The following is a 22,386-nucleotide window of genomic DNA, read 5'->3' on the forward strand; positions in this document are numbered from 1 at the left end:
GTCATACGGTCTCGCCGTGGACGAGGGCCGCGGCGCGGTCGACAGCCGCTGCCACGTCGCCGTCGGGTGGGAACAGCAGCGCCCGGCCGACCACAAGTCCGCGTACCGAGGGCAGCTCGAGCGCCTTGCCCCACGACGCGTAGGTCGCTTCCGGCTCCGCGGTCGGATCGCCGCCGAGCAAGAGTGTCGGCAGGGTCGTTGCCTCCATCACCCGATCGAGCTCATCCACGACCGGCAGCTTGAGCCACGTGTACGCACTCGTCGCGCCGAGACCGGACGCGATCTGGATCGACTTGATGACCGAGTCGGGATCGAGCAGGTTCGCGACCCGCCCGTCCTCGCCGCGCGTCGACCAGAACGGCTCCACCATCGCCATCAGCTTGTGCTCAGCCAACCCGGTCACCGCCGCGGCACTGCTCTCCAACGTCGCCACGGTCCCCGGGTCGCCGAGGTCGATCCGCGTCAGCATCTTCCCGCCGTCGAGCCGCCGCGCAGCGATCTCGTCAGCAGTCCGGTACGCCGTGAACCGGTCGTCCAGCTCGAACGCCGCTCCTTGCAACCCGCCCCGGTTCATCGATCCGATGACGACCTTGCCTTCCAACGCACCGAGCAGCAGCAGATCCTCCAACACGTCCGGAGTGGCCAGTACACCGTCCACACCAGGCCGCTGCAACGCGATCATCAACCGGGCAATCAGATCAGCCCGGCTCCCCATCGCCATCCGATTGCCCCGCACGCCCAACGCACCACGCGCCGGATGATCAGCAGCCACGATCAACAGCCGCCCGTCATCCCCCACCAACGCCCGAGTACGCCGCTGCAACCACCCCTCAGCCACCCGCTCCGGATGCCGAACCCGAACCTCGGTCAACTCCCCCAACCGCTCAGCAACCCCCCGAACCAGCCCCACCTGCTCCGCGCCCTGACCACCGTGCGCCAGCCGAGCACCATCGGGTGGTCCACCAACCGGCTCTCCCAGCTCCGATCCCCACCCATCCCCCTGCTCGCCCACACCACCAGCCAAGGCACCACCAACAGCCCCGACATCCCCCGCTCCGATACCAGCACCAGAAACACCTCCGGCGCCTGCGCCGACTACAGCTCCAGGTTCTGCACCAGCCCGGGGTTCTGCACCTGCACCTACTCCAGTTGCAGCTTCGGCTCCAGCTCCCGCACCGGCGCCAATGGCAGCTCCAGCGCCAGCGGTAGCCCCGGTAGCCAAAGCACCTGCGGCGCCAATCGCGGCAACGCCCAGCACACCCGACTGCTGGTCACCGGCAGACTCCTGCCTACTGACCGGCTGTTGATCACCTGGCGACGGTTGCTCAGCGAGCGGCTGATGTTCACCGGGCGACTGCTGCTCAGCGGGCGCCTGCTCAGTTGAGCTCGGCGTACCGCTTGATTGGGTCTCGGCGAGGGGCGGTTCCATGCCTGCTTCTGCGGCCTGCTCTGTTCGCGGACCGTTGGTCTGCTGATCCGCCGGAGCTACGGGCAAGGTCGCTCGCTGCTCTCCACGGACCGTTTGTCCGCTCACCTGATGCCCCGGCGAAGCCTCCGTCCTGCCCGGCCGCTGCTCACGCCCAGCCTGCTCACCCGCTGCCTGCTGGGGTGTGGGGTGTTCGGGGGCGAGGTTCAGGTTTCCGATGACGGTTGTTTGGCCGTCGGGGGTTGCGGGAGGCGTCTCCTGGGAGGCGTCCATCATCACCGTCACGTCGTCGGGGCCTGGTGTGTCCGGGCGGCGCGCAGCAACCGTCGGGTCATTGAGACCTGCGGTCGGGGCGTCCGGGTCGGCGTACGGTCGTCCGGCCTCGGTGGGCGCAGTCGGCCTGTTCGAGTCCGACGGCTGCGAGATGACCGTCGGGTCGTCGGGCGCGGCATACGGAGATCGTTGGGCGGCCGGCGCGGCGGGAGGGGTCGGCGGTTGGGGGTGAGGCGGGGTGATGCGGGCGATGACTGTTGGGTCGTTGGGGCCTGGGGTGAGGGTGGTGGGGTCTGGGTCTTCGTGGGGACGGTGGATGGGGATGGGACGGGCGTGTTCGGAGTACTGGTCTTCGTCGTGGGGGGTCATGATTCGGCTCCCAGGTGGGCGAGGACCTCTTCGGTGGTGGGCATGGCGGTGGAGCATTCGAGGCGGGAGGCGACGATCGCGCCGGCGGTGTTGGCGAACCGGATGATCTTCTCGAGCGGCCAGCCGGACAGGAGCCCGTGGCACAGCGCTCCGCCGAAGCCGTCGCCGGCGCCGAGGCCGTTGACCACCTCGACCGGGTACGGCGGGACCTCGACGCGTTCGTCCCGGGTCCGGGCGAGTGTGCCGCGGGGGCCTTGCTTGACGACGGCCAGGTCGAGGCCGCGGTCGAGGAGGGCCTGGGCGGCCTTGTCGGGATCGGTCTCGCCGACGGCCACCTCGCACTCCTCACGGTTGCCGACAGCAACCGTGCAGTACTCGAGCGCGCGCGACACCTGCGAGTGCGCCTCGCTCGGATCGGCCCAGAACATCGGCCGGTAGTCCAGGTCGAGCACCGTGATCGGACGCCGCCCGCGTGCCTCCCAGGCGGCGAAATGCGCGGACCGCGACGGTTCGGCGGACAGGCCGGTCACCGTGGACCAGTAGATGCGCGCGTCGCGGATCGCGTCCAGGTCGAGTTCCGACGGGTTGATGACCAGGTCGGGTGCTTTCGGGAAGCGGTAGAAGTAGAGCGGGAAGCTGTCCGGCGGGAAGATCTCGCAGAACGTGATGGGCGTCGGCAGGCCGTCGACTCCGGAGACGAAACGGTCGTCGACCCCGAGTTCGCCGAGCGTGCGGTGGATGAACACGCCGAACGGGTCGTTCCCGGTCCGGCTGATCACCGCCGACTTGCGCCCGTGCCGCGCCGCCGCCACCGCCACGTTCGTCGCGCTCCCGCCGAGGAACTTGCCGAACGAGGTGACATCCTCCAGATGCGTCCCGATCTGCAGCGGATACAGGTCGACCCCGATGCGCCCGATCGTCAGTACGTCGTCCACCATCAGACCTTCCCATCCGTACGGGTCCCCGAGGCGAGCCCCGCAGCGATCGACTGCAGGTGCCCGATACTCGCCCGTACGTCGGCCACGGGCCCGTCGTCCGCCGGGCGCGCACGCAGGATCGTGTCCTGTTCGAGGACGTACCACCCGTCGTACCCGGACTTCTCGAGCGTGCTGACGATCGTGGTGATGTCGATGTCGCCGGCGCCCAACCGGCGATACATCCCGGAGCGTACGGCGTCCGTGTACCCGACCTCACCGGACTGCACGCGCGCGGCCCACGCGGCATCGACGTCCTTCAGGTGGGTGTGGCGGATGCGGGACGTGTGCTCGACCGCCAGCGCCACCGGGTCGACCCCGCCGATCAGCAGGTGACCGGTGTCGAGCGTGAGGCCGATCGACGACCCGTTCACAACCTGCGCGACGTCGTCAGCGTTCTCGACCATCGTGCCGACATGCGGGTGGACGGTCGCCAGCACGCCCCGGGAGGCCGCCAGCGCGGACAGCTTGTCCAGGTTGGCGAGCAAGGTGCTCCAATCAGCGGCATCCAGCGCCGGGCGGTCGTCGTACCCGTCCTGGCCGGTCGCCGCGGCGAGAACCAGGGTCCCGGCGCCGGCCGCGACGAAGCCCTCGAGGGCGGCGGCAACCTCCGGAGCGGGATCGTGCGACGGGTCGTGCAGGACGACCGGCACGAATCCGCCGACGGCCCGAAGACCGACGTCGGCCAGGGTTTTCGCCTTGTCCGCGGGGTCGTCGGGCAGGAACCCGTCCGGGCCGAACTCGGTCGCCGCCAGCCCGACCGCGCGCATCTCGGCGAGCACCGTCGCGGCGTCGTACTGCCAACCCCAGCCCGGCACCTCGCTCACGCCCCACGAGATCGGGGCACCGGCGATACGGGTAGCAATGTCAGTCATATGCGTAGCTCTCCTCAGAGCGTGACGATGCGATTCTCGTGGCGGGACAGTTCGCAGGCGTCGGCGATCCGGAATGCCGCGAGCGCGTCCCGGACCGTGCACGGCACCTCGCGGGTCCCGGCGACGACCTCGGTGAAGGCGGTCAGTTCAGCGACGTACGCGGGCTGGAAGCGGTCCATGAACGTCATGTGCGGCGGTCCCTCCGGGAAGCTGACGCCCGGCTCGGCCGACCGGAGCGCGGTGTGCGAGTCGAGGCCGACCGCGATCGAGCCGAGGCTGCCGTGCAGTTCCATCCGTACGTCGTGCCCAGCGCCGTTGTACCGCGTCCCGCTGACGGCGACGAACGTGCCGTCGTCGAGCGTGAGTAGCGCGGCCGCCGAGTCCACGTCGCCGTACTCACCGAAGAAGGTCTCGCCGCGGTTCGCCCCGGTCGCGTAGACGCTGACGACCTCGCGGCCGGTGACGTAGCGAATGATGTCGAAATCGTGCACCGTGCAGTCGCGGAAGAACCCGCCACTCTGCGGGATGTACTCGCGGTGCGGCGGGAACGCGTCGTTCGTGTTCGCCCGGATGTGGTGCACGAACCCGAGCTCGCCGGTCTCCACAGCCGCCCGCGCCGCCTGGTACCCGGCGTCGAACCGGCGCTGGAAACCGATATGTACCGGGACGGTCGCCGCCTCCGCCAACGCCAGTACCCGCTCGGTCTCCGCCAGATCGAGCGCGACCGGCTTCTCACAGAACGTCGGTACGCCGGCCGCGAGCCCTGCCTCGATCAACGAAGCGTGCGCGGACGTCGCCGCCGCGATGACGAAACCGTCCAGGCCGGACGCGAGCAGCGCCGGTACGTCGGGGACCGACGAGACGCCCAGCTCCTTCGCGACCGCCTGGGCCCGGGCGGGGTCCGCGTCGGCGACGACCACCTGATCCACCGCCGGCAACTCCTTCAGCGTCGCGGCGTGGAACGCCCCGATCCGCCCGACCCCGACCAACCCGATCCGCATCCGCGCTGCCCTTCTCGAAGAACGGGCGCGCCACAGCCTCTGTGGCGCGCTGGTTGCCCGTCAGCTTTCCGGGCCCGTGCCAGCAGTGTCAATACTTTGTTAACACATTCTCACGTACGCACATGACCGGGTAACATCCGCCTATGAATGCTGCCCTGCCGATCCAGCTCGATCGGAGCAGCCCGGTACCGCTGTACCACCAGCTGGCCGAGCAGCTGACTGCCGCCATCACGGACGGCCGGCTGCGTCCGGGCGACCCGTTCGAGAACGAGATCGGCATGTCCGACCGGCTGAATCTGTCCCGCCCGACGGTCCGGCGGGCGATCTCCGAGCTGGTCAACCAGGGCCTGCTGGTCCGCCGCCGCGGCATCGGCACCACGGTCGCGAACCAGATGGTGCACCGTAAGGCCGAGCTGACCAGCCTGTACGACGACCTCGCCCGCGAGGGCCGGACGCCGCGGACCGAGGTGCTCGCGCTGGACTGCGCGGCGCAGGACGACCGCGCCGCCGCCGTACTCGAGGTCCCGTCCGGCACCCCGCTGGTCTCGATCGTCCGGCTCCGGTACGCCGACGACCTGCCGCTCGCGATCATGCGCAACTGGCTGCCGCCGGCCCTCAACGACCTCACCCTGGACGAGCTCACGAGCGACGGCCTGTACGCCGTCCTCCGGGCCCGCGGTATCCGGCCGACGGTCGCGCGGCAGCGCATCGGCGCCCGCAACGCGACCGCCGAGGAACGCCGTACCTTGCACATGTCGAAGGCGGAGCCGCTCATCACCATGACCCGCTCCGCCTACGCCGCCGACGGCTCGCCCGTCGAATACGGAAACCACTGCTACCGCGCCGACCAGTACTCCGTCGACGTTGTTGTGTCCGAACGTTAAGCCTGGTTGGCGATCAGGGTTCGGACCAGGCGGAGGCCTACGGAGAGGTGGGCCAGTTCGGGGCCTTCGGTTTCGACGATCTCCTCCAGCATGGTGGCGGCTCGGGCCAGCGCCGTCGCGTTCTGGTCCTGCCAGGTGATGACGCGCTGCTCGGGATCGACCGACGGGTCGGTGGTGGCGAGGACCTGACGGGTGAGGCGGGCGTGCACCGCGTGCAGGTCGTCGCGCAGGGCCGCGCGGGCCATGGTCTGCCAGCGGTCGGTGCGCGGCAGGCCGATGATCCGCTCCAGGAAGCGGCCCAGCTGCAGCCGCTCGCCGAGGGCGAAGTGCACCTTGGCGACCTCGAAGATGTCGATGTCCTCGCGTGACGCGGTCTCCACGATCCCGAGCCCGCCGTACGCCGGCGGCAGCACCGCGATCCGGGTCGCGAAGTCCTCCGAGACCCCCTTCTGCACAAGGGCTTCCCGGCGCTGCTCGAACAGCGCCAGCTCACGACCGCGCAGTACGTCGGGCAACGCCGCCGTCAGCTTCGCGATCCCCGGCCCGAAGAACTCGATGAGCTCCTCGATGTCGACCGGAGGCCGTCGGGTGCTGACGAGCCAGCGCGTCGCGCGCTCGACCAGCGTCCGCGTCTCGAGCCGCATGTGCGTCTGCGTCGCGGCGTCGACCACGTTGTCGAGCTCGGCGTTGCTCGCCAGCAACTCGGGCTGCGAGAAGATCCGCGACGCGGCCAGGTTCGCCCGCACAACGTCCTCGATGGTCCCGCCTGTCTCCAGCGAGAGCCGGTGGTACGCCGTGATGCCCGACGTGTTCACGAATTCGTTGACCACCTGCGTCGTGATGATCTCGCGGCGCAGCTGGTGACTCTGGATCTGGTCGGTGAACCGCTCCTGGATCGCCTTCGGGAAGTAGCTGGCGAGCTTGTGCGCCAGGTATGGGTCGTCCGGCAGCGACGTCTTCAGCAGCTCGGCGTCGAGCACGATCTTGGTGTACGCGATCAGCACCGACAACTCCGGAGACGTCAGCCCACGCCCGTCCGCCTTGCGCTTCTTGAACTCGGTGACGCTCGGCAGGAACTCCAACTGCCGGTCCAGCAGCCCTTCCTTCTCGAGCCGCCGTACCCAGTCCTGGTGGACGTGCATCAGCGCCGGCGCCTGCTCGGCCGCGTTCGCCAGGGCGATGTTCTGCCGGTAGTTGCTCTTCAGCACCAGAGCGCCGACCTCGTCGGTCATCGACGCGATGATGTCGTTGCGCTGCTTCTCGGTCAGGTCGCCGTCCGCGACCACCGTGTCCAGCAGGATCTTGATGTTCACCTCGTGGTCCGAGGTGTCCACACCGGCCACGTTGTCGATGAAGTCGGTGTTGATCCGGCCGCCGGCCGCGGCGTACTCGATCCGGCCGAGCTGGGTGAAGCCGAGGTTGCCGCCCTCGCCGACCGCGCGGGCGCGCAGCTCGGACCCGTCGATCCGGATCGCGTCGTTCGCCTTGTCGCCGACGTCCGCGTTCGACTCGGCGGACGACTTCACGTAGGTGCCGATGCCGCCGTTCCAGAACAGGTCGACCGGCGCCTTCAGGATCGCGTTCATCAACTCGGCCGGCGTCAGCGTCGCCGGACTACCTTCGAGACCGAGGACCTCGCGCACCTCCGCCGAGACCGGGATCGCCTTGTCGGTCCGCGGGAACACCCCGCCGCCGGCGGAGATCAGGGACCTGTCGTAGTCCGCCCACGACGACCGCGGCAGCTCGAACAGCCGCCGCCGTTCCGCGAACGACGAGGCCGCGTCGGGTGCCGGGTCGAGGAAGATGTGCCGGTGGTCGAACGCGGCGACCAGCCGGATGTGCTCGGACAGCAGCATCCCGTTGCCGAACACGTCACCGGACATGTCGCCGACACCGACGACCGTGAAGTCCTCGCTCTGGCAGTCGTGACCCATCTCGCGGAAGTGCCGCTTGACCGACTCCCACGCGCCGCGGGCGGTGATGCCCATCGCCTTGTGGTCGTACCCGACCGAGCCGCCGGACGCGAACGCGTCACCGAGCCAGAACCCGTACTCCTTGGCGACACCGTTCGCGATGTCCGAGAACGTCGCCGTACCCTTGTCCGCGGCAACGACCAGGTAGGCGTCGTCACCGTCGTAGCGCACCACCTGGTCGGGCGGAACGATGTCACCGGCAACGATGTTGTCGGTGATGTCGAGCAGCCCGGAGATGAAGGTCTTGTACGACGCGATGCCTTCGGCCAGCCAGGCGTCCCGATCCGCGGCCGGGTCGGGCAGCTGCTTGGCGTAGAACCCGCCCTTCGCGCCGACCGGCACGATCACCGAGTTCTTCACCATCTGCGCCTTCACCAGGCCGAGCACCTCGGTGCGGAAGTCCTCCCGCCGGTCCGACCAGCGCAGACCGCCACGCGCGACCGCGCCGAACCGCAGGTGCACACCTTCGACCTGCGGCGAGTACACGAAAATCTCGTACTTCGGCCGCGGCTGCGGCAGCTCCGGGATCGCCTTCGGCTCCAGCTTCAGCGAGATGTACGTCCGCGGCTTCCCGTCGGCGCCCGGCTGGAAGTAGTTGGTCCGCAGCGTCGCCTTCATGACAGTCAGGTACGAACGCAGGATGCGGTCCTCGTCCAGGCTCTGCACCGTGTCCAGCGCGGCCAGGATCTCCTTCTCCAGCTGGTCCGTGCGCATCGTCCGGTCCGGATCGTCCGCCGGTCCACGCGCCGGGTCGAAGCTGGTCTCGAACAGCTGCACCAGTAGGCCCGCGACGTCCACGTGGTTCAGGAAGGTGTTCTCGATGTAGTCCTGGCTGAACGGCGTACCACCCTGGCGGATGTAGCGCTGGTACGCGCGCAGAATCGACACCTGCCGCCAGCTGAGGCTGCCGCGCAGTACCAGCGCGTTCAGCCTGTCCGACTCGGCCCGGCCCTCCCAGACCGCCTGGAACGTGTCGGAGAACAGGGTGCGCAGTTCCTCGCGCTCCTCGGTGTCCTCCGGTGCCCGCAGGCCGAAGTCGTAGATGTAGGCCATCGTGCCGTCGTCGCAGCGGATCTCGTACGGGCGCTCGTCGACGACCTCCACGCCCATCGCGCTCAGGTGCGGCAGCACCTGGGACAGCGACAGCGACGACCCGGTGCGGAACACCTTGAAGCGCCGTTCGCCCTCCCACTCCTCGTCGAGCGGGGTGTAGAGCGACATGGCCAGCCCGTTCTCGGACGGCAGCCCCTCCAGAACGTGTACGTCGTTGACCGCGACGCGCGCGTCGAAGTCCTCCTTGTACGCCTCCGGGAACGCGTTGGCGTACCGGCGCGCCAGCTTGGTGACCGCACCGTCGCCGCCCTTGGCGTGCAGCGCCGCGGTGAAGTCGTCCTGCCACGCCCGGGTCGCCTCGATGACCTGCTGCTCCAGCAGATCCGGGTCGTACTCGCCGACCGTCTCGCCCTGCTTCATCCGCACCACGAAGTGCACGCGAGCCAGCACGGACTCGGTGACGTAGGCGGCGTACGTGACGGTCTCGGCGCCGATCGCGTCCTTCAGGATCTGCTGCATCTTCAGCCGGACCGCAGTGGTGTAGCGGTCACGCGGCAGGTACACCAGGCAGGACAGGTACCGGTTGTAGACGTCACGCCGTACGAACAGCTTGACCGCGCGCCGCTCCTGCAGGTGCAGCACTGACTGCACGATCGGCAGGAGGTCCTCCACAGGCGCCTGCAGCAGCTCGTCGCGCGGGTAGGTCTCCAGTACGTCGAGCAGACCCTTGCCGCTGTGGCTGTTCGGGTCGAAGCCGGTCAGGCGGAACAGCTCCAGCGCCTTGCGTCGCAGCACCGGCACCTGCATGACGCTCTCGGTGTACGCCGTCGACGACAGCAGACCGATGAACCGGCACTCGCGGACCGGGTTACCGCTCTCGTCGAACTGCTTGATGCCGACGTAGTCCAGGAACGTCGACCTGTGCACCGTGGAGCGGGAGTTGGCCTTGGTGAGGATCAGCAGCTTCCGCTCCTGCGCCTTGGCGCTCACCTCCGGCGGCAGCTTGCCGGAACCCGGCTTCGGGTCCGGCCGGAGGATGCCCAGGCCGGTGCCCGCGCGGCCGCGCAGGATGCCCTGCGCGCCCTCCATGGTGAAGTCGTACTCGCGGTAGCCCAGGAAGGTGAAGTGCTCGTCGGCCAGCCATTCCAGCAGCTCGCGTGCCTCCTCGACCTCGCTCTCGGAGACCGGCAGGTCGGCGGCGTTCAGGCCGGCGGCGATGGTGACCGCCTTCTCGTGCATCTTCGGCCAGTCCTCGACCGACTCGCGGACGTCGTTCAGCACCTTCTGCAGGTCCCGCTCGAGCGCGCGGTGCTCGGCGACGTCCGCGATCCGCTCGATCTCCAGGTGCATCCAGCTCTCGCGGACCAGGTCGTGCCCGTCCGCGGTCGCGCTGTCGTCGAGGACCTCCTGCAGCGTGCCGGCGACGTCGCGCCGGACCACGAACTGCGGGTGGATCAGGAGCTGGAGCTCGAGGTTGCGTTCGGTGATCGCCATCGAGGCGCTGTCCACCAGGAACGGCATGTCGTCGATGACGATCTCGACCACGGTCCGGCCGCTCGCGGACCAGCCGTGCTCCTCCAGCGTCGGCGTGAAGACGTGCACCTTCGCCGTACCCTGCGGGCGGGACACCGCGGACTTGTAGTGGTGCCGCGCGGCGCCCAGGCAGTCGTTCGGCTGGCGCTCGGCGACGTCCTCGGCGGCGACGTGCCGGTAGTACTGCTCGAGGAACGTCTTCAGCTTGCCCGGGTCGGTCGACTTGTCGTGACCATGTGTTCCCGCGGCCACCGCCTTGGCGAGCACATCCGCCTTCTGGACGTCCAGCTTGCTCTGCATTCCCCACCGTCTCCACACGTGACTTCGGCGTCGTCCGCGCCGGACCGCACGACGTTGTGCGGTCACTCAGAGATTAGTCCACCTTTGTCACTGGTGTGGTGTCGGGACGGGCCTGTCATCGACTACTGAGGCGTAGTGCAAGAGCTGGACAGGCGAGGATTGCGCGGCGCGCGTCCGGGAGCTCACCGGCGGTGATTTCGCGGCCGCGGAGGACCGGGAACCCCCACTCGTCGAGGAGGACGTCATCAGGCATCAGACCGGCACACAAGCCGTGCCCGTCGCACCGGGTCCAGTCGATCTCCAGCTTGTTCATCGGGCACCTCCAAGAACTCCCAGAACCGGTCGCCCACACCCCTGACCAGACAGGTGCAGCTGTACGTCGTCGTCGAACACCTCGAGCGCCGATGTGAGGAACCTCGCAACTCCGTCCGGGTGCGCACAGGCTCCTCGCCCCGGAACCAGGCCGAGGTGCCGATGTGCGTCGTGCCACCCCTGCGGGTCGCCGATGGTCAGCCGGGCGAAGTCGTCGACGAGTGAGGCGAGTCCGAAGACACAGGGCCCGCACTGACCGGCCGACTGACTCCTCAGCCATTCAGCGACTCTGGTGACCTCACCGAGCGGACAGGTTCCGGAGCCGAGCGCCAGGATGATCCCGGCGGACACCTCTGGTCGCTGCAGCATGACGCCGTCGGTCCGCGGCAGCCAGCGCCCGTGGTACCCGCCCAGCAGGACAGGTCCCGGTTCGGCACCGGCGTACTGCAGGACAGTGTTCAGTGGGACACCGGTCGGTGTCTCGATCACACCAGGCCGTTGGACCGCCCCGTCGATCGTCAGCAGCTGCGTACCCGGCTCGCTGATCAGACCGGTGCTGCTGAACCCACGCGACCCGAGCCGCGCGAGTACGGCGAGCTGCGCGAACGTCTCCACGTTCGACAGGAACGTCGGCCGCCGGTGGTACCCCCTCCGCGTCGGCAGCACCCGCCGCCCCGGTGGCACCGCAGTACCGCCTTCGAGAGCGCTCAGCACCGCACGGGCCTCACCTGCGACGAACCGACCCGGGGTGTCACGCACCTCGATCGCCAGCTGGTCGTCACGCTCCATCAGCGCCTCCCGGAGGGAGGTGGCCGCGGCGGTGTCGTGTACGGCGATCAGCACGTGCGGTGCCCGGAGTGCGTGCGCGAGACCGACTGCGCCGTCCAGAACGAGGTGTGGCGCCCGGGTGAGGAGCAGACGGTCCTTCCGGCTCGCGGGCTCGCTCTCCGAGCCGTTGACCACCACAGCCTCCACACCGCGAGCTGGGAGGTCCTGCAGCTTCACTGCGACCGGAAATGCCGCACCACCGCGTCCCCTGAGTCCTACGGCTTCACAGAGCTGCACGTAGTCCTCACGGGTCAGCTCGGGTAGCGGACCGTGGGTCAAAAGGTGCTGCTGGAGGTCCTGGTCGAGTCCGGCCAGCAACCTGGCCTCACCGATGACCCTGTGCCGCTCCCTTTCGATGGTGGTCATTGGGTCCTCCAGGCACGGGTGGGTTTAGGAGCCGCGTTGAGGCGATACGCCCCGGCGGTGGCCACTGCGGCCAGGCAGCCGAGCGTGATGCCGAGCATCCACGGCGTACTGCGGTCGGTACCTGCCAGCAATGCGTGGCCAATGGACAGCAGCCACCCAACCGACGCGGCGATGTGCAGCTTGCGCCAGTGCTTCGTGAACGACTGAGACACGGCCAGTCGGCCACGTGCCGCTCCGACGAGCGACGCCAGTGCCAGGCTGTAGAGAGCGAGCACACCGACGACCATGGCGAACGGCCGGTAGCCGGAGCCGAACGGCCACACCAGAACCGTCGGACTGATGTCCACATAGCTGTCGGCGATCACGGCAACCACATGTGTCGCCAGCAGGACCAGTCCGGTCACAGCTGCCGAGCGGTGCACGTACTGGAGCCAGAACCGCCGCTCCGGTCGACGTACGCCCGGCATGACCATTCCGAGCACCGCGGACAGCGTGAACATGATCATCGTGACCACGCCGGCCGCACGGGCCAGGTACCACAGGGTCATCAGGCAGCCCTGCTCGCTGTCGGCCACCCGCACAGCTCGGTAGCCTCACCGTCGTCGGCAATCAGCCGCGCCGGGTGACCGGACAGCTTCAGCCGCCCAACAGCTGCCTCACCAGTGGCGATGAGCGCAGTACTGAAGGTGTTCGCCCGTACGGCGGTCGGCGCCCAGACGGAAGCAGTCCGGTACGGACCCTCCGCGGGACGGCCCGTGCGCGGGTCGATGACGTGGTGCCCGTAGCCGGTCGGTGTCTGCCAACGCCGTACTGTCCGGGTCGACGTGGTCAGACCGCCGTGGGCAAGCGTCACGAGGACACCCTGGTCGCCGGCGCGCTCCGCGACGGTGATGACCCACGGCTTCTTCGGCGTACCCGCTGCCCGCAGGTCGCCGCCGATCTCGACGAGGACCGCGCAGCCGTAGCGCTTGCTGATCACGTTGGCAGCCCGGTCCGCAGTCCAGGCCTTGGCGGTGGCGCCGAGGTCGAGAGCGCAGTCCTTCGGTACCCCTAGCAGCGCTAGCTTCCGGTTGAGGCGGACCTCCTGCCAGCCAGCGATCTGCGTCGGGTCCTCGGGGGCCTGCGGGAAGCGCCGCCGTACCGCTTCGATGTCGGCGTCGTACCCGGCAGCGATCACCGCCGGACCGACAGTCGGGTCGACCGCCCCGCCACTCATCTGGGCCGCGACCAGGCTGACGTCGACCAGGTCGACGAGCAGCCGGGACACCGGTACGAGTGCACCGGCCCTGGTGTTGACGATCGACAGCTCGGAGTCCGGGCGAAACCGGCTCGCGGCCTTGTCGACGCGGTCCATCAGCGCCTTGAGCTCACCGCACGCCGCCCCCAGTACGGCAGGGTCGTCGACGGTCAGCCGGACCGTGCAACTCCACGCGTTCCACGTGCGGGAGGCGGTCATGACCCGTTGCTCCCGCCCTGCGAGGTGGAGCCGGAATCGGCCGAGCCGACCCCGCTCGAGCTGCTGCCGTCGTCCGAGCTCGAACCAGACGAGGAATCCGAACTGCTGGGCGTCGCCGTCGTACCGGCGCCGGTGCCGTTCGAGTGCTTCGACGACACGACCGCGACCGAGATCCCGGTCGCGCCGACGCCGAGGACGGCAGTGGCTATCGCGGCCGCGGACGCTCGGTGCAGCCAGCGCCGGCGGTTGGGTTGGGATTCGTCTGTGGTGACCATGCCGTAAGCCTCGTTCGAGGCCCGTCAGCCGCACTCCAAGAGAAGATCAAGCCACCGTCAAGTTCTGCTGAAAGCTCTCTGAGAACAGCTCTCAGGAGCGGGCCTCCAGCGGGCAGTCGGTGTCGCAGTGCTTGCCGATCGTGCCGACGATCTCGTCGGCGACCTCACCGAGCACGGCGAGGCGATCGGGGCCGAACACGTCGACGAAGAACTCCCGCACCCGCGCGGCGTGCGCCGGGGCGCACTCCTTGATCGCGGCCAGGCCTTCCTCGGTGATCACGATCTCCGGATACCGCGAGTCGCAGGCCTCCTTGCGGATCAGGCCGCGCTTCTCCATCCGGGTCAGGTGATGCGACAGCCGGCTCTTCTCCCACTGCGTCGCGCGACCGATCTCGAACGCCCGCATCCGGCCGGACTCCGACTCGGACAGGTTCACCAGGATCTCGAAGTCCGACTTGGACAGGCCGAAGTCGCGCTGGAGGTGCCGCTCCAGGTGCGTCTCCAGCGTGCGGTTCATCAGCAGGTAGCTGCGCCACGCCTTCTGCTCGTCGTCGTCGAGCCACGGTCCCTTGCTCACGAGAGCCATCCTACCCGTTCGGGTTGACACATCAACCAATCGCGCTACGATCAGTTGAGTTGACACATCAACCTAACTCTTGGGAGTGAACGGATATGAGCAAGCTGATCGCCGTCGTCGGAGCCACCGGAGCACAGGGCGGCGCGCTGGTCCGCGCGATTCTGGCCGATCCGTCCGGCGAGTTCGCCGTACGGGCGCTGACCCGGAACCCGGACTCCGCCGCGGCGAAGGACCTCGCCGTCGCGGGCGCCGAGGTGGTCTCCGCCGATCTCGACGACGAGGCGAGCATCCGGGCCGCGTTCGACGGCGCGTACGGCGCTTTCGTGGTGACGAACTACTGGGCGCCGCTGACCGCGGACGAGGAGGCGGTGCGGACCCGCGCCGAGATGGAGCTCGACCAGGCCGAGATCGCCGCGCGGGCCGCCCGCGACGCCGGCGTACAGCATCTGATCTGGTCGACGCTCGAGGACACCCGCCAGTTCTTCGGCGAGCGCGACGACGTACCGAGCCTGGACGACGGGCGCTACAAGGTCCCGCACTTCGACGCGAAGGGCGAGGCCGACGAGCTGTTCACGAAGTACGGCGTACCGACGACGTACCTGCGGACCACGTTCTACTTCGACGCGTTCGTCACCGCCATGCCGCCGACCCGCAACGCCGACGGCACACTGACGATCACGCTCCCGATGGGCGACCAGCGCCTGTCCGGCATCGCCACCGACGACATCGGCCGCAGCGCCTTCGCAATCCTCAAGCGCCCCGACCTGATCGGCCAGACCGTCAGCATCGCCGGCGACCACCTCACCGGCCACGAGTACGCCGCAGCCCTGACCAAAGCCCTAGGCGAGCAGGTCACCTACTACTCCCCCACCCTGGAGGAGTACCGCGAATACCCGTTCCCCATGGCCGTCGAGATGGCCAACATGTTCCAGTTCTACGCCGAGAACCACAACGAGTTCACCGACAACCGCGACCTGGCAAAGGTCCGCGAATTGAACCCGGCTCTGGAATCCTTCGACACCTGGCTTGAGCTGCACAAAGCCGACCTACAGGCAGCCACCAGGTAATCCACGACGTCAGTCCGTCGAGTGCAGGATGCGGTCGAGTGTGCGGCGGCCCATTCTGCTCATCGTCGGGTTGGTTTCGACGTAGTACCAGACGACACCCATCGCCTGTTCGAACGCCCAGGCCTTGCCGCGCTCCCACTCCAGATCGTCGCAGGCCAGTGTCCGCCGGAGAACCTCCCGCGGGCCTGGCCGCAACAGGTGCCAGGCACTGACCAGATCCAGTGCGGGGTCGGCCGGGCCGAAGCCGCCGGTGTCGAGTACGCCGCTGAGCCGGTCTCCCGCGACCAGTACGTTGCCGGGAATCAAGTCACCGTGGCTCATCACGTCTGCACCCGTGCGCGGCAACTCCCGAAAATGGCTCCACATCTGGCGTAGCCGCGGTACGTCGAGCAGCCCCTTGCTCTCCTCGAAGCACTTCGCCATCCAGTTGTCGTGGTGAGCGAGAACGCCGCCACGACCTTCGCCGCTGAAAAGCCGGCCCCGAGTCTCGGCGTCCCGCAGGGCTGCGATGAAGGCCGCAAGGTCCTCGGCAAAAGCGTCCGACGCACTCGGGTCGGTATCAAAGGCGATTGTTCCCGGCAACCATGTCTGGACGGACCACGGCATGGGGTAGCCCGCTCCAGGCTTTCCGAAGGCGACGGGTTCCGGGGCAGGGAACCGAGACACCTGTGCCAGCTCAGCGCTCGCCTGGGCTTCCTGTTCCAGAACCGCCAGCGCCTCGGCAGCATCGGTCAGACGCAGCGGGAAACGCGCAGAGAGGTCGTTCCCGACGCGGAAGATGGCGTTGACGGTCCCGGTCGAGGGCACGCGTCGGATCGCCTGGCCGCTCCACTGAGGGAACTGATCCTGGATCAAGGCCGCAACGATTTCGGTGGTCACGTCCACTTGGTCATCGTGCACCGGCCCATACCTACACGACAGTCACCACAACCAACACTCATTTTGACTCTGCAAGTGATGGGTACCAAAGCAGGACGATGAGCGAAGCTGCGGCCCGCACTGGGGCATCGGTACAAAACGGGCATGTTCTGCGCACGGTCGTGCCTGGTGTCGCGATGATCGCGGTCACGTTCGGGTTCGCGCGCTACGGATACGGGCTGCTGCTGCCGCAGATGCAGGCCGACCTGGGCATCACACCGCGCGCCGCCGGGCTGATCGCTTCGGCTGGGTACGTGTCGTACCTCATCGCGAACCTGTCCGTGATCTGGATGACCGTCAAGCTGGGCCCGCGATGGCCGATCGGGCTCGCGGCGGTACTCGCGGCCACCGGGATGACGATCGTCGCGACAGCCGGCACCTCGTTCGCCGCACAGGTCGGCGTGGTCGTCGCCGGCACCGCGGCCGGTCTGGCATTCCCGCCGTACGCCGACATCGTGGCTCAGCACGTGCCGGAGGCCCGGCGTGCCCTGGTGTGGTCGACGATCAGTTCAGGAACCGGATGGGGAGTCGCGATCGGAGGACCGGTCGCGATCGGCTTCGGAGACGACTGGCGGTTCGCCTGGCTGGTATTCGTCGTGCTGGCGGTCGGCGCGGGAATCCTCGCGACGGTGTGCGCGCCATCGCGAGGTCGAGACTCGCGCCGACCTCGGCTGCCACAGCTGAGTTGGACCTGGTTCGTCTGCCCGAAGTCTCGCCCGTTACTGCTCTCCTCCGTCCTCATCGGGGCCGGCAGCGCTGTGTGGTGGACCTTCAGTGTCGAGGCCCTGCACGCGGCCGGACTTGCAGCAGGACAGGCCAAGAGTGCCTACGCGGTGTGCGGTGCCGCCAGCCTCCTCGCCTCGCTGAGCGGATCGGTCGTCAACCGCATCGGCCTGCGGAACAGCTACCTCGGCGCCTGCGCACTACTCACCACAGCACTGGTCCTGATCGGCGTCGGAGCCCGCCAGTTCATCCTCGTCCTGCTGGCCGCGGTGTTGTTCGGAACCTTCTACAGTGCACTGATTGCGACCCAGGGCATCTGGAGTGCCGAGGTCTTCGTCTCACGCCCCTCAGCCGGGCTCGCCGCCATCAACACCGCACTCACCATCGGCACCATCGCCGGTCCAGCCGCGGCCGGACTCCTGATCAACCGATCCGGCTACCCCACCACGCTGCTCGCGGCGGCCTCAGTGGTCGCAATCTCCATCCTCTTCTGCCCACCATCCGCACGCCGCCGCGAGATCCTCGCAGCGCACCGATGCCGAGCCACACCGGTCCACGACTGACAAATCGTCAGGTGCTGATCTTGAACTTCGGCGACGTCACCAGCTCGGCCAGTTGGCGGGCGGTGAACACCGGTTGGGTCAGCGGGGATCGGCCCGTGCGATCGCTCTTCTTGGCCTGTGCGAAGTACACGACGGTGCCGTCGTCGTACCGGTAGGCGGCCCACTGGTCGTAGTCGCTGCCGGCCTTGGCGGTCAGTACGCCGACCTTCTTGCCGGCGACGTCCACGACGGCGCAGGTGCCGGTTCCGCCCCAGAAACCCTTTGCCAGCGTGCATGGGTCGGTCGCCGGTTTGCCGTTGGGCGTGGTCGACATTGCGAGCAACTTGCCGACCCGGTTGTCTTTCTGCACCGGGATGGAGGCTGAGTACTCCCAGTAGTCCGGTTCCCCGTCATTGGACGCGTACTGGCTCTGCGGCCATCTCATCGGGCCGCCTTCCGGGTACTTGAGGTCCGGCGAGGTGAACCCGGCCGGTAGTGACGAGGTCAGGTCGTTCATCAGCTTGACGGCCCGATCGGCGCGAGGCCCCGCGCTCGCCGTACGGTCCACCTGGCCCTCCGGCCACGGGTCACCAGTCTTCCGGGTCTTCGGCGCATTCGTCGGCGCCACAGTGGAGACCGGCGGCGGTGTGGATGCCGACGGCCATGCCGACGGTGTGGCCGGGCCGCCCGCCACCATCTGGCCCACCGACCGGTCACCGGTGAGGTTCGCGACCAGTGCGGGACCGGCCGCGACGCCAACCACCAGCGGTACGACGGCGAGCCCGGCCCACGTCGCCCTGCGCCGCTTGCGCGCCCGGCGGGCCTGCTCGAGAGCGTGCGCAGGATCCATCGACGGCGGTGCACTGCTGCGCACCATCACGTCGTGCAGTGCCTCGTTGAGATCCTCTTCGTTCATCGAACCTTCTCCTCTTCCAGCAGACCGCGCAGCGTCGCCAACCCGCGTGCGGCCTGGCTCTTGACATTTCCGGCCGAGCATTCGAGCAGCGCAGCCGTCTGCTCGACGGACTGGTCCTCCCAGTACCGCAGGACCAGTACGGCGCGTTGCCGCGGCGGCACCTTCACCAGTGCCTCCAGCAACACGAGCCGTTCGTCGGCGAGGTCGGCCGACGGCGCCGCCCGATCGGTCGCCTCGGACGCGACCGACTCGTGCCGGAACCACCCCCGGCGCCGCTCGGACAGGAACGTACGTATGAGTGTCTGCCTGGTGTAGCTGTCCATCGCCTCGTGCCGCTGGATCCGGCGCCACACCAGGTAGATCTTCGTGAAGGTCTGCTGCACCAGGTCTTCCGCGCGATGCCAGTCGCCACACAGCAGGTACGCCGTGCCGCGCATGGCGTCGGAACGTGCCGCGAAGTACGCCTCGAACGCCGCGTCCCGATCACTCATCTGATCTCCCATCCTTGATACCGGGTTAGACACGCCTCCGAGGCCGAAGTTGGTTGCATCCGGGTATCAACCGGGCCGATGGCTCGGTCAGGGGAGTGTGAGTATCCATCGCGCCAAGTACCTGATCGCCGCGGCAGCCCTTTCGGTCGCGACGCTGCTGCTGGCCGGAACCACGGCCGCAGCCGTTTCACAAGAGACCTGCACCGGCCATTGGCTCCCCTCGCCGTCAGATCCTCCTCCCGGTGTCCTTGGCCAGTCAGCCGAAAAAGCAGCGGAGAGTCTCCGAGACGACGGCTACGACTGCAAGGTCGTGAACGACAAGCCCGCCGACGTCGATGAGCAGACCGTCGTCGTCGCCGCGCAGAACACCCGCACCGAGAACGACCCCGACGGCGGCACCACTTCGCTCGTTCATCTCTCGCTCGGCGTGGCGATGCCCGACCTCGTCGGGAAGACCCTCCGTCTCGCCGGACAGACCGTGACGCGACTCGGCCTCGCCGTACGAACGTCGCCGTCGGACGGAGCTGCCGACTGGATAGTCCGCCTGCAGCGTCCCGGTGCCGGCGACTATGTGGTGTTCGAGCGAGCAGTCACGTTGATCCTCGAGAAGCCCGTCCAGCCGGTGCTTGTGCCGGTGCCAGATCTGATCGAGCGCACCGAGGACGAGGCCGCGGCCCTGGTCAAGGACGCCGGACTCAAATACAAGGAGCGGATCCTCAAGGACGGTCAGCAGCCCGGTCGGGTGGTCAGCCAGCAACCGCAACCAGGCGAGCTGGTCGAACGCACCACGACCGTGACAGCCGACGTACGCCGGGTGCCCGCACCACCACCAACCACCGTCGTCCCGACACCGCCCCTGCCACCGCCAGTCGTGGTCCGCACAGTTGTGCCGGATCTCGTCGGCCGGCTCGAATCCACCGCAAAGCAGGCGGTCGGGGTGGCTCGGCTGAAGTTCCAGTCTCGAGTGGTCCGTCCCGGCAGCGCCCCGGGAATCGTCCTGAACCAGCGTCCGCGAGCCGGCTCCGAGGTCGACGTCGGCACCGTCGTTGCCGTCGACGTCACCCGTGCGCCGAAGCCGAAACTCGTACCGGTTCCGGACCTGCTCAACCGCAGTGAGGACGAGGCCCGTGGCGCAGTCGAGGGCGTCGAGCTGATCTTCGATCTGATCGGTGGACGTGATGCTTCAGGTCGCGATCGACAGGTCATCAGCCAACAGCCGCGCGCCGGGGAGCTCGTCCCAACGGGAGCGACCGTGACGGTGGAGTTCGCCGCCGACGAGTCGAACTGGCCGTCGTGGCTGGTGCCGCTGCTGCTCGGGACGGCCGTCCTGGCAGCCGGGACCATCAGCCGTATCAGGCACCGACCGGGCAGGGACCCGAAGCCGAAACCAGTGCCTCAAATCCACGTAGCCGAGCGGCTGACTCTGGGGATCCCGCAGCTCCACGAGTCCGGCCCGGCACACCGAATCCGCATCAATGCTCGCCTTGAGCGCGGGCGCCAGTCCCTGCAGGAGAAATCCGATGAACACCAGTAGCAGCCACCAGATCACCATCGCCTCGCACTTCAACCAGACCAGCCCGGATACCTCCGCCGAGCTGAAGGGCCTGATCACCAGGAGCAAAGTACTCGAACGGGCGCCGCACCTCGGTCCAGTCGCCTGGCTGGTGTCGGCTCCGGTGACCCACGCACTCACCGCGACCTTCGATCGCGACCTGGGTGAGCCGATCCTGTGGGCCTGGCGGACGCATCGTGAGCTCCAGGAGGCGGCGAACGCGACGGTCGCGGGCGCCGGGTCGCCCGAGTACGTCACGTTGGCCAAGCACGAGATCTCGTCGATCCATCACCCAGAGGTGGACGTCACCGTCGACCAGCAGCCCCCGGTCACGCTCACCTTCGATCTCACGTTGCTCTTCACGCTGGAGAGCCTCCGGCTGACCGTCCAGGGCGGCCTGCTCGTCGGGCTGAGTCCAGGCGCTTGCTCCGCCGAGGTGACCCTCGGCGCACACGGCTTCGATTTCAAACGTTCGGCGACGTACGCGCTTCAGGAGTTGGTGAAGCTGCACACCGGCCTGCGGCTCCTGCCGGCATCGGCCTACGCAGCGCAACCGGTCTGAAGCTGGATTGGCATGTATCTGGAAGTACTCCGGCGCGGTCCGTCCAGTAGGGACACGACATCAAGGGGGGCGGCGGAGTGGAAGACGAAATTTCACCGGTCACCGCTCTGGTGGCCGCCGCAGCCGAGGGCGATCAACAGGCGTGGAGCGAACTCGTGAGCAGGTACGCGCCGTTGCTCGTGTCCGTCATCCGGCGGTTCCGGCTGACACCGAGCGAGACCGAGGACGTTGCGCAGACCGTGTGGCTACGGCTCGTCGGGCATCTGGACCGCCTGCAGGAACCGCGAGCCATGCCGGGGTGGATCGTCACGACCGCCCGCCGCGAGGCGCTGCGGTACCTGTCGTCCGGGCGCCGGCTGGAGCCCAACGACCCGCTGGATCCGGGCTTCCAGGCGATCGCTGCCGACCTCGAGGAACCCGACGAAGGTCTGTTCCGGGCCGAGCGGCACGAGGTGCTGCTGGCCGGGCTGGCCGAGCTGCCACGCCGGCAGCGCGACCTGCTGTTGCTGCTGCTCGAGGACCCGCGACCGTCGTACGTCGAGATCACCGAGCGCACCGGGATACCGGCAGGCAGCATCGGCCCCACCCGCTCACGCGCACTCGAACGGCTCCGCAGATCTCCGCGGGTCCGGGCGTACGTCGAATCCGCCGAGCGATCTGAGTTGTCCGGAGGTGATCAGCATGACGCGGCGACTCTGGGATGACGACGAGCGCCTCCTCGAGGATCTCGCCGAGGCTGTCCGCGGTACGCAACCGTTGGCAGACACGATCGCCGCGCAGGCCGAGGGCGTGCTGTCCTGGCGGACGATCGACGAGGACCTCCTGCAGGCGAGCCTGACGTTCGACTCGTCGCTCGAGGCAGTGGCGGCGACCCGGGCCGACCCCGGGCAGACTCGATTGTTGGTGTTCACCTCCGCTCCGCTGTCGATGGAGCTGGAGGTGAACCAGGACGAAGTGGTCGGCCAGATCCTGCCGCCCGGCCCTGGCGAGATCCACGTCGAGACCCCGGACGGCACGGAGTACTCCGTCAGCGCCGACGAGTCCGGCTTCTTCGAACTGCCGTCGTTGCCTGCCGATGCGATCCGGTTGCGCTGCGACACGGCGACCGGTCGAGTGGTCACCGACTGGGTGCGGCTATGA

At 68.3% G+C, this 22,386-nt stretch carries 22 protein-coding genes; 8 read left to right on the forward strand and 14 right to left on the reverse strand.

What is annotated here, in order from left to right; translation table 11 throughout:
- Position 1: 1 nt before the first annotated feature.
- Complete coding sequence (locus EV649_RS08740) at positions 2 to 871, reverse strand: deoxyribose-phosphate aldolase (RefSeq protein ID WP_241998104.1); 870 nt, start codon at positions 869 to 871, stop codon at positions 2 to 4.
- Here EV649_RS08740 and EV649_RS41495 point away from each other — a divergent pair.
- Positions 758 to 1,384 carry a hypothetical protein gene (locus EV649_RS41495; RefSeq protein WP_241998123.1) on the forward strand — a complete coding sequence of 209 codons (627 nt, stop codon included), beginning with the start codon at positions 758 to 760 and terminating at the stop codon, positions 1,382 to 1,384. The genes EV649_RS08740 and EV649_RS41495 overlap by 114 nt on opposite strands.
- Positions 1,385 to 2,064: 680 nt before the next feature.
- Here the strand turns inward: EV649_RS41495 and iolC are convergent.
- Genes iolC through EV649_RS08755 form a run of 3 tightly spaced genes read right to left on the reverse strand, consistent with a single transcriptional unit; the run spans position 2,065 to position 4,918 of the window.
- Complete coding sequence (iolC, locus tag EV649_RS08745) at positions 2,065 to 3,006, reverse strand: 5-dehydro-2-deoxygluconokinase (protein WP_130382244.1); 942 nt, start codon at positions 3,004 to 3,006, stop codon at positions 2,065 to 2,067.
- The gene (locus EV649_RS08750; protein WP_130382246.1) at positions 3,006 to 3,917 is read right to left on the reverse strand and encodes a sugar phosphate isomerase/epimerase; all 912 of its coding nucleotides are present in this window, start codon (positions 3,915 to 3,917) and stop codon (positions 3,006 to 3,008) included. Before EV649_RS08750 ends, iolC begins: the two co-directional genes overlap by 1 nt.
- Positions 3,918 to 3,931: 14 nt before the next feature.
- Positions 3,932 to 4,918: a Gfo/Idh/MocA family oxidoreductase gene (locus EV649_RS08755; protein ID WP_130382248.1), complete on the reverse strand. Its 987-nt coding sequence runs from the start codon at positions 4,916 to 4,918 to the stop codon at positions 3,932 to 3,934.
- A gap of 143 nt (positions 4,919 to 5,061) precedes the next feature.
- Here EV649_RS08755 and EV649_RS08760 point away from each other — a divergent pair, with 143 nt between their 5' ends.
- Positions 5,062 to 5,802, forward strand: coding sequence for a GntR family transcriptional regulator (locus EV649_RS08760; protein WP_130382250.1), 741 nt, complete (start codon positions 5,062 to 5,064; stop codon positions 5,800 to 5,802).
- Here EV649_RS08760 and EV649_RS08765 read toward each other — a convergent pair.
- The 7 genes from EV649_RS08765 to EV649_RS08795 all read right to left on the reverse strand — a co-directional run bounded on the left by EV649_RS08765 (position 5,799) and on the right by EV649_RS08795 (position 14,475).
- Positions 5,799 to 10,661: an NAD-glutamate dehydrogenase gene (locus EV649_RS08765; protein ID WP_130382252.1), complete on the reverse strand. Its 4,863-nt coding sequence runs from the start codon at positions 10,659 to 10,661 to the stop codon at positions 5,799 to 5,801. The genes EV649_RS08760 and EV649_RS08765 overlap by 4 nt on opposite strands.
- 115 nt (positions 10,662 to 10,776) lie before the next feature.
- Entirely contained in the window at positions 10,777 to 10,974 is a 198-nt protein-coding gene (locus tag EV649_RS08770) for a ferredoxin (RefSeq protein WP_130382254.1), read from the reverse strand.
- The gene (locus EV649_RS08775) at positions 10,971 to 12,167 is read right to left on the reverse strand and encodes an NADH-ubiquinone oxidoreductase-F iron-sulfur binding region domain-containing protein (protein WP_130382256.1); all 1,197 of its coding nucleotides are present in this window, start codon (positions 12,165 to 12,167) and stop codon (positions 10,971 to 10,973) included. The genes EV649_RS08770 and EV649_RS08775 overlap by 4 nt, the downstream gene beginning before the upstream one ends.
- Entirely contained in the window at positions 12,164 to 12,742 is a 579-nt protein-coding gene (locus EV649_RS08780) for a hypothetical protein (protein ID WP_130382258.1), read from the reverse strand. The genes EV649_RS08775 and EV649_RS08780 overlap by 4 nt, the downstream gene beginning before the upstream one ends.
- Positions 12,715 to 13,623 (reverse strand): FAD:protein FMN transferase, encoded by a 909-nt coding sequence (locus tag EV649_RS08785; protein ID WP_130382260.1) that lies wholly within the window; start codon positions 13,621 to 13,623, stop codon positions 12,715 to 12,717. The genes EV649_RS08780 and EV649_RS08785 overlap by 28 nt, the downstream gene beginning before the upstream one ends.
- Positions 13,620 to 13,898 carry a hypothetical protein gene (locus EV649_RS08790; RefSeq protein ID WP_130382262.1) on the reverse strand — a complete coding sequence of 93 codons (279 nt, stop codon included), beginning with the start codon at positions 13,896 to 13,898 and terminating at the stop codon, positions 13,620 to 13,622. Before EV649_RS08790 ends, EV649_RS08785 begins: the two co-directional genes overlap by 4 nt.
- 91 nt (positions 13,899 to 13,989) lie before the next feature.
- On the reverse strand, positions 13,990 to 14,475 hold the full coding sequence (locus EV649_RS08795; RefSeq protein WP_130382264.1) for a MarR family winged helix-turn-helix transcriptional regulator: 486 nt from the start codon (positions 14,473 to 14,475) through the stop codon (positions 13,990 to 13,992).
- Positions 14,476 to 14,570: 95 nt separating this feature from the next.
- Between EV649_RS08795 and EV649_RS08800 the strand changes: the two genes are divergently transcribed.
- On the forward strand, positions 14,571 to 15,542 hold the full coding sequence (locus EV649_RS08800; protein WP_130382266.1) for an NmrA/HSCARG family protein: 972 nt from the start codon (positions 14,571 to 14,573) through the stop codon (positions 15,540 to 15,542).
- Between the two features lie 9 nt (positions 15,543 to 15,551).
- Here the strand turns inward: EV649_RS08800 and EV649_RS08805 are convergent, their stop codons facing one another.
- Positions 15,552 to 16,427 carry an aminoglycoside phosphotransferase family protein gene (locus EV649_RS08805; protein WP_241997894.1) on the reverse strand — a complete coding sequence of 292 codons (876 nt, stop codon included), beginning with the start codon at positions 16,425 to 16,427 and terminating at the stop codon, positions 15,552 to 15,554.
- A gap of 92 nt (positions 16,428 to 16,519) precedes the next feature.
- Here EV649_RS08805 and EV649_RS08810 point away from each other — a divergent pair, with 92 nt between their 5' ends.
- A complete protein-coding gene (locus EV649_RS08810; RefSeq protein ID WP_130382270.1) occupies positions 16,520 to 17,746 on the forward strand; it encodes an MFS transporter in 1,227 nt (408 codons plus the stop codon).
- A gap of 7 nt (positions 17,747 to 17,753) precedes the next feature.
- Here the strand turns inward: EV649_RS08810 and EV649_RS08815 are convergent, their stop codons facing one another.
- Together EV649_RS08815 and EV649_RS08820 are read right to left on the reverse strand one after the other, a co-directional pair.
- A complete protein-coding gene (locus EV649_RS08815) occupies positions 17,754 to 18,641 on the reverse strand; it encodes a hypothetical protein (RefSeq protein WP_130382272.1) in 888 nt (295 codons plus the stop codon).
- Entirely contained in the window at positions 18,638 to 19,132 is a 495-nt protein-coding gene (locus tag EV649_RS08820) for a SigE family RNA polymerase sigma factor (protein ID WP_130382274.1), read from the reverse strand. The genes EV649_RS08815 and EV649_RS08820 overlap by 4 nt, the downstream gene beginning before the upstream one ends.
- Before the next feature lie 97 nt (positions 19,133 to 19,229).
- Here EV649_RS08820 and EV649_RS08825 point away from each other — a divergent pair, with 97 nt between their 5' ends.
- The 4 genes from EV649_RS08825 to EV649_RS08840 all read left to right on the forward strand — a co-directional run bounded on the left by EV649_RS08825 (position 19,230) and on the right by EV649_RS08840 (position 22,386).
- Positions 19,230 to 20,666 carry a PASTA domain-containing protein gene (locus EV649_RS08825; RefSeq protein WP_130382276.1) on the forward strand — a complete coding sequence of 479 codons (1,437 nt, stop codon included), beginning with the start codon at positions 19,230 to 19,232 and terminating at the stop codon, positions 20,664 to 20,666.
- Positions 20,653 to 21,246 (forward strand): hypothetical protein, encoded by a 594-nt coding sequence (locus EV649_RS08830; RefSeq protein ID WP_130382278.1) that lies wholly within the window; start codon positions 20,653 to 20,655, stop codon positions 21,244 to 21,246. Before EV649_RS08825 ends, EV649_RS08830 begins: the two co-directional genes overlap by 14 nt.
- Before the next feature lie 77 nt (positions 21,247 to 21,323).
- Positions 21,324 to 21,950 carry a sigma-70 family RNA polymerase sigma factor gene (locus EV649_RS08835; protein WP_130382280.1) on the forward strand — a complete coding sequence of 209 codons (627 nt, stop codon included), beginning with the start codon at positions 21,324 to 21,326 and terminating at the stop codon, positions 21,948 to 21,950.
- Positions 21,928 to 22,386 carry a hypothetical protein gene (locus EV649_RS08840; RefSeq protein WP_130382282.1) on the forward strand — a complete coding sequence of 153 codons (459 nt, stop codon included), beginning with the start codon at positions 21,928 to 21,930 and terminating at the stop codon, positions 22,384 to 22,386. Before EV649_RS08835 ends, EV649_RS08840 begins: the two co-directional genes overlap by 23 nt.

Origin of the sequence: Kribbella sp. VKM Ac-2569, from assembly GCF_004216905.1 — a bacterium.
In the GTDB taxonomy this organism is placed as follows: domain Bacteria; phylum Actinomycetota; class Actinomycetes; order Propionibacteriales; family Kribbellaceae; genus Kribbella.